Source organism: Lelliottia sp., assembly GCF_045627565.1.
Lineage (GTDB): Bacteria > Pseudomonadota > Gammaproteobacteria > Enterobacterales > Enterobacteriaceae > Enterobacter.
On the sequence record NZ_JAZQNX010000026.1, the window covers coordinates 242,080 to 258,698 of the forward strand.

Consider the following 16,619-nt stretch of genomic DNA (forward strand, 5'->3'; position numbering starts at 1 on the left):
ATGTCCCCTTACAGTGCTAATTCGCGATTCAGAACCAGTGCCAGCAGCGCCTGGCGAGCAAAAATGCCGTTGCCAGCCTGCTGGAAATACCAGGCATGCGGCGTCTTGTCCACGTCGGTGGCGATCTCGTCGATGCGCGGCAGTGGATGCAGCACTTTCATGTTGCTGCGTGCGCCTTCGAGGTCGCTGGCGCGCAGGACGAATTGCGCCTTCACGTTGGCGTATTCGGACGGGTCCAGACGCTCTTTCTGCACGCGCGTCATATACAGAATGTCCACGTCGCCCATCACCTCTTCTATGCTGGCGTGCTGGCTCCAGGTGATGCTTTTTTCATCGAGCATATCGAGAATGTACTGCGGCATCGCCAGCGCGGCCGGGGCGATAAAGTAGAAACGGTTACCGTTAAATTTCGCCAGCGCCTGCGCCAGCGAGTGGACGGTGCGGCCATATTTCAGGTCGCCGACCATCGCGATATTCAGGTTCTCAAGCTGTCCCTGCGTTTCCTGAATGGTGAACAAATCCAGCAGGGTTTGCGTCGGATGCTGATTCGCGCCGTCACCGGCATTCAGAATCGGGATGCCGCCGGAAAACTCTGTCGCCAGACGCGCCGCGCCTTCCTGCGGATGGCGCATCACAATCGCGTCCACGTAAGTGCTGATCACTGAAATGGTGTCCGCCAGCGTTTCACCTTTTTTGCCCAGCGACGTGTTGCTGCTGTCAGAGAAGCCCACGACGCTCGCGCCCAGGCGGTGCATGGAGGTTTCAAATGACAGGCGGGTGCGCGTCGACGCTTCGAAGAAACAGCTGGCAATCACTTTATGCTTCAGCAGCTCGGGCTGTGGGTTGGCCTTCAGTTTTGCCGCGGTATCGAGAACCAATTCCAGCTCTTCGCGGCTGAGGTCATTGATGGAAATGATGTGTTTTTGATAAAGCGGATTCATGTTTATCTCCTGACGCCGGGCAAAAAAAAGCCCCTCAAATGAGGGGCTCTGGGAATAGGGTGAGCAACGGGAAGAAAAACGGCAGGCCAGCGTCTGTTTTCAGACGCGGTAAGACATGATGTCGAACACGCTTGAGCATGGCTTCCTCCCGGCAAATTGTCGGCGATTATACTCAGCTCGATTTTCTGATCAAGCGATTAATGCACACTTTACTCATCGCAAACGGTTCTCTCTGAATATTAATGCGTTCTGAGTAAATAATTAATTTGCTTGTGCACCAGCGGCGTGCGCTTCACCACGCGGGGCGCAACCCAGACAATACTGCTCCCGGCCACCACGCCTAAAATTTCCGGTAACTGGTGATAATCCAGAATTCGCGCTACGGCGCGGCCATATCCCGCTACCGTGTGGATAAGGATAAACTCGCTATTGTGCTCAACGCTGACCACCATTTCAGAGATCGAACGCGCCGCATCGGGGGCGGGGCGCAGCTGCGGATTCATGGAATAAATCTTTTGGCCTTTCGCATTGCGAATTTTTATAACGCCAAGCAACTTCAGCAGTCGGGAAACGCTCGACTGGCTGATACTGTCAAACCCGCGCTCTTGCAAATCGCGGCGTATTTCTTCCTGGGAAAGGTAACTTTTTTCGCTGATCAGGCTCTGGCAAACCCTGAGCTGAAGCTGTTCTTTTGGGGAGTAATCTCCGTATTCCGTCATATCTAATCCCATTTGATGGCCAAAAATGTCCGGTGGCGCCGCACCGAACCGGGGTCCGGATAAGCACAGCGCCATCCGGCAAATTACAACAACGCACCCAGGCTTAACGCCGCCATGATCACTACCGTCAGAATGCCGAGCAGCGGCGCAACCCATTTCAGGTAGCGCACGTAAGGTACGCGGGCGATGGCAAGGCCACCCATCACAACGGCAGACGTCGGCGTGATCAGATTGACGATGCCAGATGCGGACTGGTACGCGGTCACGACCAGGTCGCGGTTGACGTTAGCGAAATCGGCGAGCGGCGCCATGATCGGCATCGTCAGAACGGCCAGGCCGGAGGAAGAAGGCACAAGAAACGACAGCACAACTTCCAGCCAGTACATCACGTTGATGAACGCCACCGATGACAATCCGGTAACCAACCCTTCAGCACTGTGCAAAATCGTGTGCGTAATCATGCCCTTATCCATGACGACTACGATACCGCGTGCGATGCCGATAATCAGCGCGACGCCCAGCAAATCCCGCGCCCCGTTGATAAATGTTGAGGTCAACTCTTCCTCACTCATACGGGCAATCAGGCCGACGATAATCGCACTGGCGAGGAACACGGCGGAAATCTCCGCCATCCACCACCCCAGCACCGCCACGCCGTAAATCATCACCGCGAAGGCGAGGGCGAAAATCACCAGAATCACTTTGCGCACCGGGGTGAATTCCAGCGACTGCTCGCCTTTGTTGCCCAGGAAATGGCTGCGGTTCTCTTCCAGTTTGTCGGCGACGATCGACAGGGACGGATCCTGGCGCACTCTACGAGCGTAGCGCATCACCCACGCCACGCAGATGAGCCAGCCGATCACCAGTAGCGCGACGCGCAAAACGATCCCGTTGGTGAAAGGAATGCCCGCCGCGTTGGCAGCGATCACCGTGGCGAAGGGGTTGATGGTCGAACCGAGCGTGCCGATGCCTGCGCCGAGCAAAATGGTGGAGGCGGCGACAACCGGATCGAAACGGGCGGCCAGCATTACCGGCACTAACAGCGTGTAGAACGGCAGCGACTCTTCGGCCATGCCGTAGATCGTGCCACCCGCGGCAAACAGCGCCATCAGGATCGGGATCATCCACTCTTCGTGCCCGCGCAAACGCGTGGTGACGCGCTCGATCCCCGCGTCAATCGCCCCGGTTTTGGTGACGATCCCCAGGAACCCGCCGATGATCAGGATAAACAGCGCCACGTCGATTGCGCCCGCCTGGCCGCTGACCGGATCGTACAGCCCGGCGATCGGGGCCATTAGCACTGAAACGATCCCCTGTGGATGCGCTGCGACGTGCGCGTACGTTCCGGCAACAGGGACTTCTTTACCGAGCGCGGCGTTCATCGCCATCTGGTAGTGACCGGCCGGAATAACCCAGCTCAGCGCGGCCACGACGGCAATGAGAAAAAAGAGAATGGTGTAAGCGGAAGGAAATTTGAACTTGCCCATGATGTTCTCCTTACCCCGGCGCAGTCTCAGGCCGCGCCGGGCGGTGATTAGTCGCCGAGTGTCGCCACCATGACCGCTTTAATGGTGTGCATGCGGTTTTCAGCTTCGTCGAAGACGATAGAGTTCGCGGATTCGAAGACCTCTTCCGTCACTTCCAGCCCTTTCAGGCCGTAGGCGATTTCGATTTCGCGGCCCATTTTGGTGTGCTCGTTATGGAACGCCGGCAGGCAGTGCATGAACTTCACGTTCGGATTGCCGGTGGCTTTCATTACCTGCGAATTGATCTGATACGGCTTCATCAGGCTGACGCGCTCGGCCCAGGCCTCTTTCGGCTCGCCCATCGATACCCACACGTCGGTGTAGAGGAAATCTGCGCCGTGCACGCCTTCGTTGACGTCGTCGGTTAAGGTGATGCGCGCACCGGTTTGTTTGGCGATCGCGCGGCATTGCTCAATCAGCCCGGCTTCCGGCCAGAACGATTTCGGCGCGACCAGGCGGATATCCATGCCCATTTTTGCCGCGCCTACCATCAGTGAGTTGCCCATGTTGTTGCGGGCATCACCGAGGTACGCGAAGCTCAGCCCCGGCAGCGTTTTGCCTGGCGCGTGCTCCAGCATGGTCATCAGATCGGCGAGGATTTGCGTCGGGTGGAATTCGTCGGTTAATCCGTTCCAGACCGGCACGCCCGCGAATTCACCCAGTTCTTCGACGATCTGCTGGCCGTAGCCGCGATATTCGATGCCGTCATACATCCGCCCCAGTACGCGGGCGGTGTCTTTCATCGACTCTTTATGCCCAATCTGCGAGCCCGTTGGGCCGAGATAGGTCACCTGCGCGCCCTGGTCGAATGCCCCGACTTCAAACGCGCAGCGGGTGCGGGTGGAGGTTTTTTCAAAAATCAGCGCAATGTTTTTACCGACGAGCGTTTGCTTTTCGCGGCCCGCTTTTTTGGCGGCTTTCAGTTCGATGGCGAGATCGATCAGGTACTGAATTTCTGCCGGGGTGTAGTCCAGCAGCTTGAGGAAATTACGGTTTTTCAGGTTAATGGTCATGGGTGGATCCTTTTTAAAAGTGTGCTGTCTGATGCCCTCACCCTCTCCCACCGGGAGAGGGAGAAAACATCGCCTCTCATCTTGGGTGGAGGGGGAAAACCGACCTGTCGCGCAGGGTTAGGGGTTTAATTCCCCCTCCCTTTGGGAGAGGGGTAGGTTGAGGGAAAAATGTGCCTCAGTGGCAAATCAACGTGCCTTTGTCCCCGGCCAGAATCGCCGCACCGTCGGCCAGCGCGCCAATCCCGGCGATGCCTCTGCACGTCTCGACAAACTCACGGCAGGCGGCGACTTTTGGCCCCATCGAACCGGCGTCGAAATGCATATTTCTGAGCACCTCCGGCGTCACCTGTGCCAGCGGACGCTGTGTCGGTTTGCCCCAGTCGAGATACACCGCATCGGCGTCCGTCAGGATCAGCAGCGCGTCGGCCTCAATCTGGCGAGCGAGCAGTGCGGCGGAGAGATCTTTGTCGATCACCGCCTCGATGCCGTGGTAGCCGTTGGCGTTTTCCACCACCGGCACGCCGCCACCGCCGTTACAAATCACCAGGTGATCGCGCTCAATCAGCGCCGTAATGGCGTCTTTTTCGACGATGCGTTTGGGCTGTGGAGAAGGCACTACGCGGCGGAAGTACGGTCCATCGGCCTTAAATTTCCAGCCTTTTTCTGCTCCTAGCGCGCTGGCCTGTTCCTCGCTATACACCGGGCCAATGTATTTCGTCGGATTGCGGAATGCGGGATCCGCGGGGTCGACTTCTACCTGGGTGAGCAGGACGCTCACTTCACGCTGCGGCAGATTATTTTTGAGCGCTTGCTGGAGCATGTAGCCGATCATCCCCTGGCTTTCGGCCCCGAGAATGTCGAGCGGATAGGGGGTGACGTTGGTGTAGGCGCTGTTCTGTAATGCCAGCAGCCCGACCTGCGGCCCGTTGCCGTGGACCAGCACCACGCGCCACTGCGCCGTCAGCCCGGCAATGGTGCGGGCGGCCAGCTCAATATTTTGGCGCTGGATATCGGCTTCCAGCGGCTCGCCGCGTTTCAACAGTGCATTGCCGCCGAGCGCCACGACCAGAGTGGGTTTTCGTTCCATGATGGCTCCTTTAAATTCCGTCTCGTTCCAGTGGACAGCTCATGCAGCGTGCGCCGCCGCGACCGCGTCCCAGTTCGTCGCCGGGAATTGGCAGCACGGTAATGCCTGCTTTATCGTATTTTTCGTTGGTCCAGATGTTGCGCTCGTAGCCAATCACCACGCCGGGGCGGAGGGTCAGCACGTTGTTGGCGTCGTTCCACTGTTCACGTTCGGCTTCAAACGCGTCGCCGCCGGTGGTGATCAAGCGTACCTGATTGATACCCAGTGCTTTTTCGATGGCGTGCAGCAGATCGGTTTCCTGCGTACGCAGCAGGCCGCCGCGTCCGTCAGGCGTGAGCGTCCAGCACTGGGCGTCTTTACGCACCACTTCCGGATAAACGGAGAAAGTGTCGACGTCGATGTGGGTCATGACGGTGTCGAGATGCATACATGAGCGGTGTTTTGGCAGCTCAACGGCGATAACGCGTTCTGCCTGGCGATGCGTAAACAGGCTTTGCGCGAGGAATTCAACGCCCTGCGGCGTAGTGCGTTCCGACAGGCCAATTAATACCGCGCCGCGACCAATCACTAATACGTCGCCGCCTTCCAGGGTGGCGTGATCGTAATTAATATTTTCATCGCCGAAATACTTAATAAAATCGCCATCGGCAAAATCAGGATGCCAGCGATATATTGCGCGAAGATTATTGGTTTCACGCTGACGCGCCGGTTTTGCCATGGGGTTAATAGAAACGCCGTTATAAATCCAGCACGACGTATCACGAGTAAATAAATGGTTGGGCAATGGCTTCATAATAAAATCATTTGCTGTGTGCGTATCGACCACCATATTTTTAATAAAGGCCGGAATTTCGCCGTAGGTTAAGCCACCGCTTAAACGACGCGCCAGTTCGCGATGCGGCATATCTGCCAGCCAGCCGCGAACGTCATTAGCAAAGGTGGGGCCGAGGCGATAATCTGAGATTTGGGTATCCAGCAGCCAGGCTTTGGCGTCTGCGATATCAAGTGTTTGGGTGAGAAGATCGGTTAACAACAGAACTTCCACACCCTGATCGCGCAGCGTATTTGCGAAAATGTCATGCTCTTCACCCGCCCGCTCAACGGATAATACGTCATCGAATAAGAGCTCCTGACAATTCGACGGAGTTAAGCGTTTCAGACTTAAATTTGGGCGGTGCAGCATAACGCTACGCAATTGACCAATTTCAGAACCGACGTAATGCTTTTCCATAATTATTCCTTTAACTTTTTTTCAGAATAAAAAGGGCTGTGCTATGAATCTGTGTTTATTTCATAGCCCTTTAAGCTCAATTGTTTTCACGGCTTATAGTAGGCGGCTTGAAATTACAGAATGTGATATTGCTCACGTCGGATCGGGTAATAAGAGGTTTGTTTTCTATTGCATGATTCGCATCAGATAATGATTAGTTAGTCATTATCTTAATATGAATGGCTACGCGTTATTAACACTCGTTATGTGTGGTTGTTATTATTTTGTTGGTTATTGGCGATATTTGATATTTTCTATCTTATTGATTTAAGTGAATTAATTTACGGGTGTGGAATAGCTATGCAAAAAGTCTCATTAACTATTACGGACTTAAAGAGAATCAGTAAATAATTATTTATTTTAAGAGCAAATTTTCAAAGTAATGAAGTGTGAACGAGAAGTGGTTTTTTAGATTACATATTTCTAATCAATGGATTAGTTGCATGCTGAAAGGACGCTACGCTCATGTTATGCATAATCCCTGCATAAAAGTGGGAAACGCATTAACAGCGGTTTAACACATTTCCCGATAAACATGCGCTGTCGCAAGGATGACGTAAAAAGGAGTGGTATGGCAGTGGGAATTCTCGTATAAAAGATTAAAATGAAACATTGTTTTATATTGAGGGTTTAAACATGATCGTTGGCAATATTCACCACTTACAGTCCTGGCTGCCGGAAGAGTTGCGTCAGGCTATCGAACACGTCAAAGCGCACGTCACCGACGCGACAACGCTCGGTAAGCACGATATCGACGGTAACAACCTGTTTTATCTGGTCTCTGAAGATATGACCCAGCCGTTTGCAGAGCGTCGTGCGGAGTATCACGCGCGCTATCTGGATATCCAGATTGTGTTGAAAGGCCAGGAAGGGATGACCTTCAGCACCTTGCCACACGGCACGCCGGATACCGACTGGCTGGCGGACAAGGACATTGCGTTCCTGCCAGAAGGCGAGCAGGAAAAAACCGTCGTATTAAATGAAGGCGATTTTGTGGTGTTCTATCCGGGCGAAGTTCACAAGCCGCTGTGCGCCGTGGGGAGCGCTGCTCAGGTCCGCAAAGTCGTCGTGAAGATGCTGGTGGGCTAACTTTTTTTGGCCCGGCGCTTCCTGGCAGCCGGGCCTGGAACGTTACCGCGTTGTTACATCATTTCGTGATCCAGTCTAAAATTTCACCTCTTTCTGCGCTTTCCCGGTTTACCTCTTCCTTTATCGCGTCATAGTATGAGAGATAAATTAATGAACAGTGTTCTATAATGTAGAACAAAATGATTCAGCAAGGAGATCTCATGCAGCAGACCGTGCAGTTTTCGGGGATAATTCCGCCAGTCTCCACCATCTTCTCCGCCGATGGACAGTTTGATAAACACGGCACCGCCGCGCTCATCGATGACATGATTAGCGCAGGTGTTGATGGCCTGTTCTTTTTAGGCAGCGGGGGAGAATTCTCGCAGCTAAACGCCGAAGAGCGTAAAGCGATCGCCCGTTTTACTATTGATCACGTCAATCGCCGTGTGCCCGTTCTGATCGGCACTGGTGGCACCAACGCCCGGGAAACCATTGAACTTAGCCAGCATGCTCAGCAAGCGGGGGCAGACGGAATCGTTGTCATTAATCCGTACTACTGGAAAGTATCCGAACAAAATCTGATTCACTATTTCCAGCAGGTGGCGGACAGCGTGACGCTGCCGGTGATCCTGTATAACTTCCCGGCGCTCACCGGCCAGGATCTGTCGCCGACGCTGGTGAAAACGCTGGCGGATTCTCGCCGCAATATCGTGGGTATCAAAGACACCATTGATTCCGTTGCCCATCTGCGCAGTATGATCCTGACGGTGAAACCGGCTCACCCGCACTTCTCCGTGCTGTGCGGTTACGACGATCATCTGTTTAACACCCTGCTGTTGGGCGGCGATGGCGCGATATCGGCCAGCGGCAATTTTGCCCCGCAGGTCTCGGTGAAATTGCGTCAGGCGTTCCGCGATGGCGATCTGGCTCAGGCCGCACATTACCACCAGACGCTGCTGCAAATTCCGCAGATTTATCAGTTGGACACACCGTTTGTGAACGTCATTAAAGAAGCGATTGTGCTGTGCGGACGTCCGGTTTCCACGCATGTATTACCGCCAGCCCAACCGCTGGATGATGCTCGCAAAACGCAGCTCAAATCGCTGTTACAACAGCTCAAGCTCTGCTGAGGCGCAAGAATACGATGTCGATAGAAACGATTTTTACGCCGCAGAGCGACGCCTTTTATTCCGTCACCACGCACGCGGCTGGCCCGCAAGGTGCGCTGCCCTTGACGCCGCAGATGCTAATGGAATCGCCAAGCGGCAATCTGTTTGGTATGACGCAAAATGCGGGTATGGGTTGGGATGCGAATAAACTCACCGGAAAAGAGGTGCTGATTATTGGCACGCAGGGGGGGATCCGCGCAGGGGATGGGCGTCCGGTCGCGTTGGGTTACCACACGGGGCACTGGGAAATCGGTCTGCAAATGCAGGCGGCAGCGAAAGAGATTACTCGCCACGGCGGGATCCCGTTTGCCGCGTTTGTCAGCGATCCCTGTGACGGGCGTTCCCAGGGGACGCACGGGATGTTTGATTCCTTGCCCTATCGTAACGATGCGGCCATCGTGTTCCGGCGTCTTATTCGTTCCCTGCCAACACGCCGCGCCGTGATTGGCGTTGCCACTTGCGATAAAGGCCTGCCTGCGACCATGATCGCCCTGGCCTCAATGCACCATCTGCCGACCATTCTGGTGCCGGGGGGTGCCACGCTGCCGCCGACGTTTGGCGAAGATGCCGGAAAAGTGCAAACCATCGGGGCGCGCTACGCCAATGATGAACTTTCTTTGCAGGAGGCCGCCGAGTTGGGCTGTCGCGCCTGCGCCTCACCAGGAGGCGGCTGTCAGTTTTTGGGGACGGCGGGGACGTCGCAGGTAGTGGCAGAAGCACTCGGTCTGGCGCTTCCGCATTCCGCGCTGGCGCCATCAGGACAGGATGTGTGGCTGGAAATCTCACGACAGTCTGCCCGGGCGGTCATTGAACTGGATAATCGCGGTATTACCACGCGCGATATTCTGACCGAAAAAGCTATTGAAAACGCGATGGTGATCCACGCGGCGTTTGGCGGTTCCACCAATTTATTGCTGCACATCCCGGCCATCGCACATGCGGCGGGCTGCACGTTGCCGGACGTAGAGCACTGGACGCGTATCAATCGCAAGGTGCCACGGTTGGTGAGCGTGTTGCCAAACGGACCGGATTATCACCCGACGGTGCGCGCCTTCCTGGCGGGCGGTGTGCCAGAGGTGATGCTCCATCTGCGCGCGCTTGGCCTGTTGCATGAAGATGCCATGACCGTCACCGGCCAGACGGTGGGGGAAAATCTTGACTGGTGGCAGGCATCGGAGCGGCGTGCGCGATTCCGCCAGTGCCTGCGCGACCAGGACGGTGTCGATCCGGATGATGTGATCCTGCCGCCGGAGCGCGCCAAAGCCAGAGGGTTAACCTCGACGGTGGCGTTCCCGGTGGGCAATATCGCCCCAGAAGGCTCGGTCATAAAAGCCACGGCTATCGATCCGTCGGTGGTCGGTGAGGATGGTGTTTATCGCCATACTGGGCGGGCTCGGGTGTTTGTCTCAGAAGCGCGGGCGATTAAAGCCATCAAAAACGGTGAGATCGAGCAGGGCGACATTATGGTGGTTATTGGCGGCGGGCCGTCCGGGACCGGCATGGAAGAGACTTATCAGCTAACGTCGGCCTTGAAGCATGTGTCGTGGGGAAAATCGGTATCGCTTATCACCGATGCCCGTTTCTCCGGCGTCTCCACCGGCGCGTGTTTTGGCCACGTGGCCCCCGAAGCGCTGGCCGGCGGGCCGATTGGTAAGCTCCGCAATGATGACATCATCGAGATCGTTGTTGATCGTCTTTCCCTGACGGGCAGCGTGAACTTTATCGGCACGCCACACGCGCCGCTAACGCCTGACGAGGGGGCGGCGGAACTGGCGCGTCGTCAGCCACATCCCGAACTGCATGCGCATGATTTTCTGCCCGACGATACCCGTCTGTGGGCGGCATTACAGTCCGTCAGTGGGGGCACCTGGAAAGGGTGTATTTATGATACGGATAAAATTATCGAGGTTATTAACGCCGGTAAAAAAGCACTCGGATTGTAATTTTTAAATATTAACTCGTCTGCGAAATGTATTTCGTGGACGGTTTTTACATGCTCTAATTATATCGATTGATGGGAATTAAAAATTCTCTAAGCCATTAAAATAAAAGATCAAAACTATTTTTAATGGTCAAAATAATAACGACGCTAATCACAAAAGCAAAATATCATAATTCATAAATAAGAAATGAACATTGCGGGTAAAACGATCATCTCATTACACTTTATTAACACGAAACTGTGAAATCAGCACACGAAAAAAGGGTGTATTCCTGACGATGCACCAGGCGATGAATTTGCCTGGAACAGGTCCCTGACGTCTGCACCGTTCCACTCTCTGCGTTGGGGGTCCATATGCAATTAACCATGAAAGACAAGATTGGCTACGGGTTGGGTGATACCGCCTGCGGCTTCGTCTGGCAGGCGACGATGTTCCTGCTCGCCTATTTCTATACTGATGTCTTTGGCTTATCCGCAGGCATCATGGGCACGCTGTTTTTAGTGTCGCGCGTGCTGGATGCCGTGACCGATCCGCTGATGGGGCTGCTGGTCGACCGTACCCGGACGCGGCACGGGCAGTTCCGCCCGTTCCTGCTATGGGGCGCGATCCCGTTTGGCATCGTCTGCATGCTGACGTTTTACACGCCGGATTTCTCGGCCAACGGCAAAATCATCTACGCCTGCGTGACCTACATCCTGCTGACGCTGGTCTACACCTTCGTTAACGTGCCGTACTGCGCGATGCCTGGGGTGATCACTGCCGATCCGAAAGAGCGCCATGCCCTCCAGTCCTGGCGCTTCTTCCTGGCGGCGGCGGGATCGCTGGCTATCAGCGGCGTCGCCCTCCCGCTGGTGGGGATCATCGGTAAAGGCAATGAACAGCTGGGCTATTTTGGCGCGATGTGCGTGCTGGGGCTGAGCGGCGTAGTGCTGTTGTATGTCTGCTTCTTTACCACGAAAGAGCGCTATACCTTTGAGGTGCAGCCGGGTTCATCGGTCTCGAAAGACCTCAAACTGCTGTTCGGAAACACCCAGTGGCGCATCATGTGCGCATTCAAAATGATGGCCACCTGTTCCAACGTGGTGCGCGGCGGGGCTACGCTCTATTTCGTCAAATACGTGATGGATCATCCTGAAATGGCGACGCAATTCCTGCTTTACGGCAGTATCGCCACCATGTTTGGGTCGCTCTGTTCTTCCCGACTGTTGGGTCGGTTCGACCGCGTGAAAGCGTTCAAGTGGATTATCGTGGTTTATTCCCTGATTAGCCTGCTGATTTTCTTCACTCCAGCCGAGAATATGGCGCTGATTTTTGCCCTCAACATTGTGTTCCTGTTCGTCTTTAACACCACCACGCCGCTGCAATGGCTGATGGCTTCGGACGTGGTCGATTACGAAGAGAGTCGCAGCGGACGCCGCCTGGACGGGCTTGTGTTCTCAACTTATCTCTTCAGCCTGAAAATTGGCCTGGCGATTGGCGGGGCGGTGGTGGGCTGGATCCTGGCCTGGGTGAACTACTCCGCCAGCAGCAGCGTGCAGCCGGTTGAAGTCTTAAGCACCATCAAAATTCTGTTCTGCGTGGTGCCGGTGGTGCTCTACGTCGGCATGTTCATCATGCTTTCACTCTATAAGCTGTCCGATGCGCGCGTGGAAGCGATCAGCCAGCAGTTGCTGAAGCATCGCGCGGCGCGGGGTGAGGATATTCCTGCGGCGGCGACGGCGGCATCTCATTAAGAAGGAGGCAAAATGTACACTCTGAATAACCCGATTCTGACCGGCTTTAACCCGGACCCCTCGATGTGCCGCCAGGGAGAGGATTACTACATCGCCACATCCACGTTTGAGTGGTTTCCTGGCGTACGCATTTATCACTCCCGCGATTTGAAAAACTGGTCGCTGGTCAGTACACCGCTGGATCGCGTGTCGATGCTCGATATGAAAGGCAACCCGGACTCCGGCGGAATCTGGGCACCGTGTCTGAGCTATGCCGACGGGCAGTTCTGGCTGCTCTACACCGACGTCAAAATTGTCGATTCGCCGTGGAAAAACGGCCGCAACTTTTTAGTGACTGCGCCGTCCATCGAAGGGCCGTGGAGCGAGCCGATCCCGATGGGCAATGGCGGGTTCGATCCGTCGCTGTACCACGAAGACGATGGCCGTAAATTCTATATTTATCGTCCCTGGGGAGCGCGCCACCACAGCAATCCGCACAATACCATCGTTATGCAGGAGTACTTCCCGCAGACGCAGCGACTCTCGCCGGAACGTAAAACGCTCTTTACCGGTACGCCGCTGAGCTACACCGAAGGGGCGCATATTTATCGCAAAGACGGCTGGTACTATTTGCTTGTGGCGGAGGGTGGAACGAGCTATGAGCACGCCGTGGTCGTCCTGCGGGCGAAAACGCTGGAAGGCCCGTATGAACTGCACCCGGATGTGACGATGATGACCAGCTGGCATCTGCCTGAAAACCCACTGCAAAAAAGTGGGCACGGGTCATTGCTGGAGACGCACACCGGCGAGTGGTACATGGCGTATCTCACCAGCCGTCCGCAGCGTTTGCCGGGCATTCCCCTGCTCGCCTCCGGCGGGCGCGGCTACTGCGTGTTAGGGCGTGAAACGGGGATTGCGCGTATCACGTGGCGCGACGGATGGCCGTATGTTGAAGGCGGCAAGCATGCGCAATTGATCGTCCAGGGGCCGCAAATGACCGAGGGTCATGCCATCATGCAGCCCACCTGGCGTGACGATTTTGACGCCGACACGCTCGACCCTGAACTTCAGACGTTGCGCATTCCTTTCGACAGCACCCTCGGTTCACTAAGCGCACGCCCTGGTTTTTTGCGCCTGCACGGTAATGATTCACTCAACTCGACGTTTACGCAGTCTACCGTGGCGCGACGCTGGCAACACTTTGCCTTCCGCGCGGAAACCCGTATGGAGTTTGCTCCGCAGCACTTCCAGCAGAGCGCGGGAATAACTTGCTATTACAACACCAAAAACTGGAGCTACTGCTTTGTTGATTATGAGGAAGGGCTGGGGCGAACGCTGAAGGTGATCCAGCTTGACCATAACGTGCCGTCGTGGCCACTCCATGAGCAGCCAATTCTTGTTCCGGAGAATGCGCAGAGCGTATGGCTTCGCGTGGACGTCGATCGGCTGGTGTATCGCTACAGCTATTCGTTTGACGGTGAGGCGTGGCAGACTGTGCCGATCGCGTATGAGGCGTGGAAATTGTCGGATGATTATATTGGCGGACGCGGGTTCTTTACGGGGGCGTTTGTGGGCCTGCACTGCGAGGATATCAGCGGCGATGGCTGTTACGCCGATTTCGATTACTTCAGCTACGCACCGGTAGCTGAGTAGTCATCCCTCAGGCCGGGTAGCCCAGCGCGCGTGAGAGCTGTAGCCCGGCCTCCTCCAGTTGAAGACGAAAACGCGTCAGTTCGTTATCGTCCACGCGGGAGGTGAGCGTTGACAGGCTCAGCGCGGCAATCACGCGCGATTCATGATTCCACACCGGCACCGACACGCAGCGCACGCCTTGCTCGTTCTCTTCGCTGTCGAGGGCGTAACCTTGCGCACGCGTTTGCGCCAGCGCGGCCAGCAGATCCTCGCGGCAGGTAATGGTCGCAGGAGTAAACGTGGTGTAATGATATCCCTCCAGCAGCGGATTTAATTCTGCCTCATCCAGCCAGGCGATCAGCACCTTTCCGATGGCGGTGGCATGCACCGGCAGGCGGCGGCCAATGCGCGAATAGGCAATCGCGGCGAGCTTCCCTTCGATCTTCTCGATGTACACCCCTTCCCGTCCATCAAGAATACCCAGATGAGTCGTTTGCCCCGTATCACGGGACAGCGCGGTCAGCCAGCTTTTGGCCTTCTGACGGATATCCATCGAGCCCACCACAAAATGGCCGCGCTCGACCAGCTTCATGCCGAGGCGATATTTGCCGTTTTCGGGATTCTGATCGATATAGCCATAAAGTTGCAGCGTTTTGAGGAGCGAATGGAGGGTACTTTTGCTCAGCCCCATCAGTTTGCTGATGTCGGTGATCTTTAGCTCCGTGGCCTGCTCGTTAAACAGGTCCAGGATCTGCAATGCACGTTCAACAGACTGAATGATAGGCATAATGGCGGTTTGTCCACGCTGAAGTTAAGGCGAAAACGTACCCTTTTTACGCTGAAAAATCAATCGACTGCTGACCCTCTCCGCATCGGAAAGGGCCAGGATGAGGATTTTCAGACTGCCGAAAACTTATTTGCCGAGCGTCGCGACCATGACGGCTTTGATGGTATGCATACGGTTTTCTGCCTGATCGAAAACGATACTGGCTGCGGATTCGAACACCTCGTCCGTCACTTCCATTCCGCCATGCAGATCGAACTCTTTTGCCATCTGCTTGCCGAGCGCAGTGTGATCGTCGTGGAACGCAGGCAGGCAGTGCAGGAATTTCACGTTCGGATTGCCCGTCAGCGCCATCATTTCGCTATTCACCTGATAGCCCCGCAGCAGCGCGATACGCTCCGCCCATTTCTCTTTTGGCTCGCCCATCGACACCCACACGTCGGTATAGATAAAATCAGCGCCTTTCACGCCCGCCGCGACATCTTCTGTCAGCGTGATTTTCCCGCCGTTCTGCAACGCCAGCGCGCTGCACTCTGCGACCAGACGCTCTTCCGGCCAGCAGGCTTTTGGCGCAACCAGACGCAGGTCCAACCCCACCAGCGCCGCCGCCTCCAGCATCGAGTTGCCCATGTTGTTGCGCGCATCGCCCGCATACACCAGCGCCATCTCGTTAAAGGATTTGCCCGGCAGGTGTTCCTGCATGGTCAGCAAATCTGCCAGCAGCTGCGTGGGATGGAACTCGTTGGTCAGGCCATTCCACACCGGCACACCAGCGTACTGCGCCAGCGTTTCGACAACGTCCTGGCCGTGACCGCGATACTGAATGCCGTCATACATGCGGCCAAGCACGCGCGCAGTATCTTTAATTGATTCTTTATGCCCAATCTGGCTGCCGCTCGGGCCGAGATAAGTGACGCGAGCGCCCTGGTCAAATGCGGCAACTTCGAAAGAGCATCGTGTGCGAGTTGAGTCTTTTTCGAAGATGAGCGCGATATTTTTGCCAGTAAGCTTCTGTACTTCCTTGCCATTTTTCTTATCAGCTTTGAGTTGAGCGGCAAGCGACAACAGGGAATTGACTTGTGCAGGGGTAAAGTCGAGCAGTTTCAGGAAGTGTTTTTTATACAGTTCAGACATTTTATCCTCACATGGCAAACGCCACTTATTGAATTAAAATTCACTTTATATGTATGAATATTCATTTGCAACCCTGTTTCACAAATCTTTCTTACATTAGGTGGAGGCAAACACATCCGTGTGTGAAAATAGAAGTATCTGCCGAACTTTAAAGAGGAACGAGCCATGGCAAACCCAGAACTGCTGGAAGAGCAACGCGAAGAGACGCGCCTGATCATTGAAGAGCTGCTGGAAGACGGCAGCGATCCGGACGCGCTGTATACCATCGAGCACCATTTCTCTGCAGATGACTTTGAATCGCTGGAGAAGCTGGCGGTAGAAGCGTTCAAAATGGGTTACGAAGTGACCGAGCCAGAAGAGCTGGAAGTGGAAGAGGGCGAAACCGTCATCTGCTGCGATATCCTGAGCGAAGGCGCGCTGAAAGCGGAACTTATCGACGCGCAGGTAGAACAGCTGATGGATCTGGCCGATAAATTCGAAGTGGAATACGACGGCTGGGGGACTTACTACGAAGATCCGAATGGTGAAGACGGCGACGACGAAGATGATGAAGACAGCATCGACGAAGACGACGACGGCGTACGTCACTAAGTGTTATTCGCGGCAGCTTCGGCTGCCGCA

Annotated in this window: 17 protein-coding genes; 7 read left to right on the plus strand and 10 right to left on the minus strand. The window is 55.3% G+C overall.

Annotated elements, in window-relative coordinates; genetic code table 11:
• Positions 1–8: 8 nt before the first annotated feature.
• Both pyrB and ACKI5T_RS15230 read right to left on the minus strand, forming a co-directional pair.
• Positions 9–941, minus strand: a complete 933-nt coding sequence (gene pyrB, locus ACKI5T_RS15225; protein ID WP_407438487.1) for an aspartate carbamoyltransferase — start codon at positions 939–941, stop codon at positions 9–11.
• A 34-nt stretch (positions 942–975) separates the two neighbouring features.
• Positions 976–1,080, minus strand: a complete 105-nt coding sequence (locus ACKI5T_RS15230) for a pyrBI operon leader peptide (protein ID WP_133631840.1) — start codon at positions 1,078–1,080, stop codon at positions 976–978.
• Between ACKI5T_RS15230 and ACKI5T_RS15235 the strand changes: the two genes are divergently transcribed.
• On the plus strand, positions 1,079–1,177 hold the full coding sequence (locus ACKI5T_RS15235; protein ID WP_407438489.1) for a hypothetical protein: 99 nt from the start codon (positions 1,079–1,081) through the stop codon (positions 1,175–1,177). The genes ACKI5T_RS15230 and ACKI5T_RS15235 overlap by 2 nt on opposite strands.
• A 3-nt stretch (positions 1,178–1,180) precedes the next feature.
• Here ACKI5T_RS15235 and ACKI5T_RS15240 read toward each other — a convergent pair whose 3' ends face one another.
• From ACKI5T_RS15240 to arcA, 5 genes are all read right to left on the minus strand, one after another.
• Positions 1,181–1,660, minus strand: a complete 480-nt coding sequence (locus tag ACKI5T_RS15240) for an arginine repressor (protein WP_407438491.1) — start codon at positions 1,658–1,660, stop codon at positions 1,181–1,183.
• Positions 1,661–1,743: 83 nt separating this feature from the next.
• The gene (locus tag ACKI5T_RS15245; RefSeq protein WP_407438493.1) at positions 1,744–3,147 is read right to left on the minus strand and encodes a YfcC family protein; all 1,404 of its coding nucleotides are present in this window, start codon (positions 3,145–3,147) and stop codon (positions 1,744–1,746) included.
• 47 nt (positions 3,148–3,194) lie between these two features.
• Complete coding sequence (gene argF / locus ACKI5T_RS15250) at positions 3,195–4,199, minus strand: ornithine carbamoyltransferase (protein ID WP_407438494.1); 1,005 nt, start codon at positions 4,197–4,199, stop codon at positions 3,195–3,197.
• A gap of 175 nt (positions 4,200–4,374) precedes the next feature.
• A complete protein-coding gene (gene arcC, locus ACKI5T_RS15255) occupies positions 4,375–5,286 on the minus strand; it encodes a carbamate kinase (protein WP_407438496.1) in 912 nt (303 codons plus the stop codon).
• 10 nt (positions 5,287–5,296) lie between these two features.
• Positions 5,297–6,517 carry an arginine deiminase gene (gene arcA / locus ACKI5T_RS15260; protein WP_407438498.1) on the minus strand — a complete coding sequence of 407 codons (1,221 nt, stop codon included), beginning with the start codon at positions 6,515–6,517 and terminating at the stop codon, positions 5,297–5,299.
• Positions 6,518–7,192: 675 nt separating this feature from the next.
• Here arcA and ACKI5T_RS15265 point away from each other — a divergent pair.
• The 5 genes from ACKI5T_RS15265 (at position 7,193) to ACKI5T_RS15285 (ending at position 14,101) form a co-directional block, all read left to right on the plus strand.
• On the plus strand, positions 7,193–7,645 hold the full coding sequence (locus tag ACKI5T_RS15265; protein ID WP_407438500.1) for a YhcH/YjgK/YiaL family protein: 453 nt from the start codon (positions 7,193–7,195) through the stop codon (positions 7,643–7,645).
• A gap of 200 nt (positions 7,646–7,845) precedes the next feature.
• The gene (locus ACKI5T_RS15270) at positions 7,846–8,754 is read left to right on the plus strand and encodes a dihydrodipicolinate synthase family protein (RefSeq protein WP_407438502.1); all 909 of its coding nucleotides are present in this window, start codon (positions 7,846–7,848) and stop codon (positions 8,752–8,754) included.
• A gap of 14 nt (positions 8,755–8,768) precedes the next feature.
• A complete protein-coding gene (locus ACKI5T_RS15275; protein WP_407438503.1) occupies positions 8,769–10,736 on the plus strand; it encodes a YjhG/YagF family D-xylonate dehydratase in 1,968 nt (655 codons plus the stop codon).
• A gap of 353 nt (positions 10,737–11,089) precedes the next feature.
• Positions 11,090–12,469, plus strand: coding sequence for an MFS transporter (locus ACKI5T_RS15280; RefSeq protein ID WP_012015869.1), 1,380 nt, complete (start codon positions 11,090–11,092; stop codon positions 12,467–12,469).
• 12 nt (positions 12,470–12,481) lie between these two features.
• On the plus strand, positions 12,482–14,101 hold the full coding sequence (locus ACKI5T_RS15285; RefSeq protein ID WP_407438504.1) for a glycoside hydrolase family 43 protein: 1,620 nt from the start codon (positions 12,482–12,484) through the stop codon (positions 14,099–14,101).
• A gap of 7 nt (positions 14,102–14,108) precedes the next feature.
• Here the strand turns inward: ACKI5T_RS15285 and ACKI5T_RS15290 are convergent, their stop codons facing one another.
• From ACKI5T_RS15290 to argL, 3 genes are all read right to left on the minus strand, one after another.
• Positions 14,109–14,867, minus strand: a complete 759-nt coding sequence (locus tag ACKI5T_RS15290; protein ID WP_407438505.1) for an IclR family transcriptional regulator — start codon at positions 14,865–14,867, stop codon at positions 14,109–14,111.
• 126 nt (positions 14,868–14,993) lie between these two features.
• Positions 14,994–15,998, minus strand: coding sequence for an ornithine carbamoyltransferase (gene argF, locus ACKI5T_RS15295; RefSeq protein ID WP_407438507.1), 1,005 nt, complete (start codon positions 15,996–15,998; stop codon positions 14,994–14,996).
• Positions 15,968–16,264: a putative translational regulatory protein ArgL gene (argL, locus tag ACKI5T_RS15300; protein ID WP_407438509.1), complete on the minus strand. Its 297-nt coding sequence runs from the start codon at positions 16,262–16,264 to the stop codon at positions 15,968–15,970. Before argL ends, argF (ACKI5T_RS15295) begins: the two co-directional genes overlap by 31 nt.
• On the opposite strand from argL, the gene rraB reads away from it, so the two are divergent.
• Positions 16,164–16,589, plus strand: a complete 426-nt coding sequence (rraB, locus tag ACKI5T_RS15305) for a ribonuclease E inhibitor RraB (RefSeq protein ID WP_012015873.1) — start codon at positions 16,164–16,166, stop codon at positions 16,587–16,589. The two genes, argL and rraB, sit on opposite strands and share 101 nt — an antisense overlap.
• Positions 16,590–16,619 lie beyond the last annotated feature (30 nt).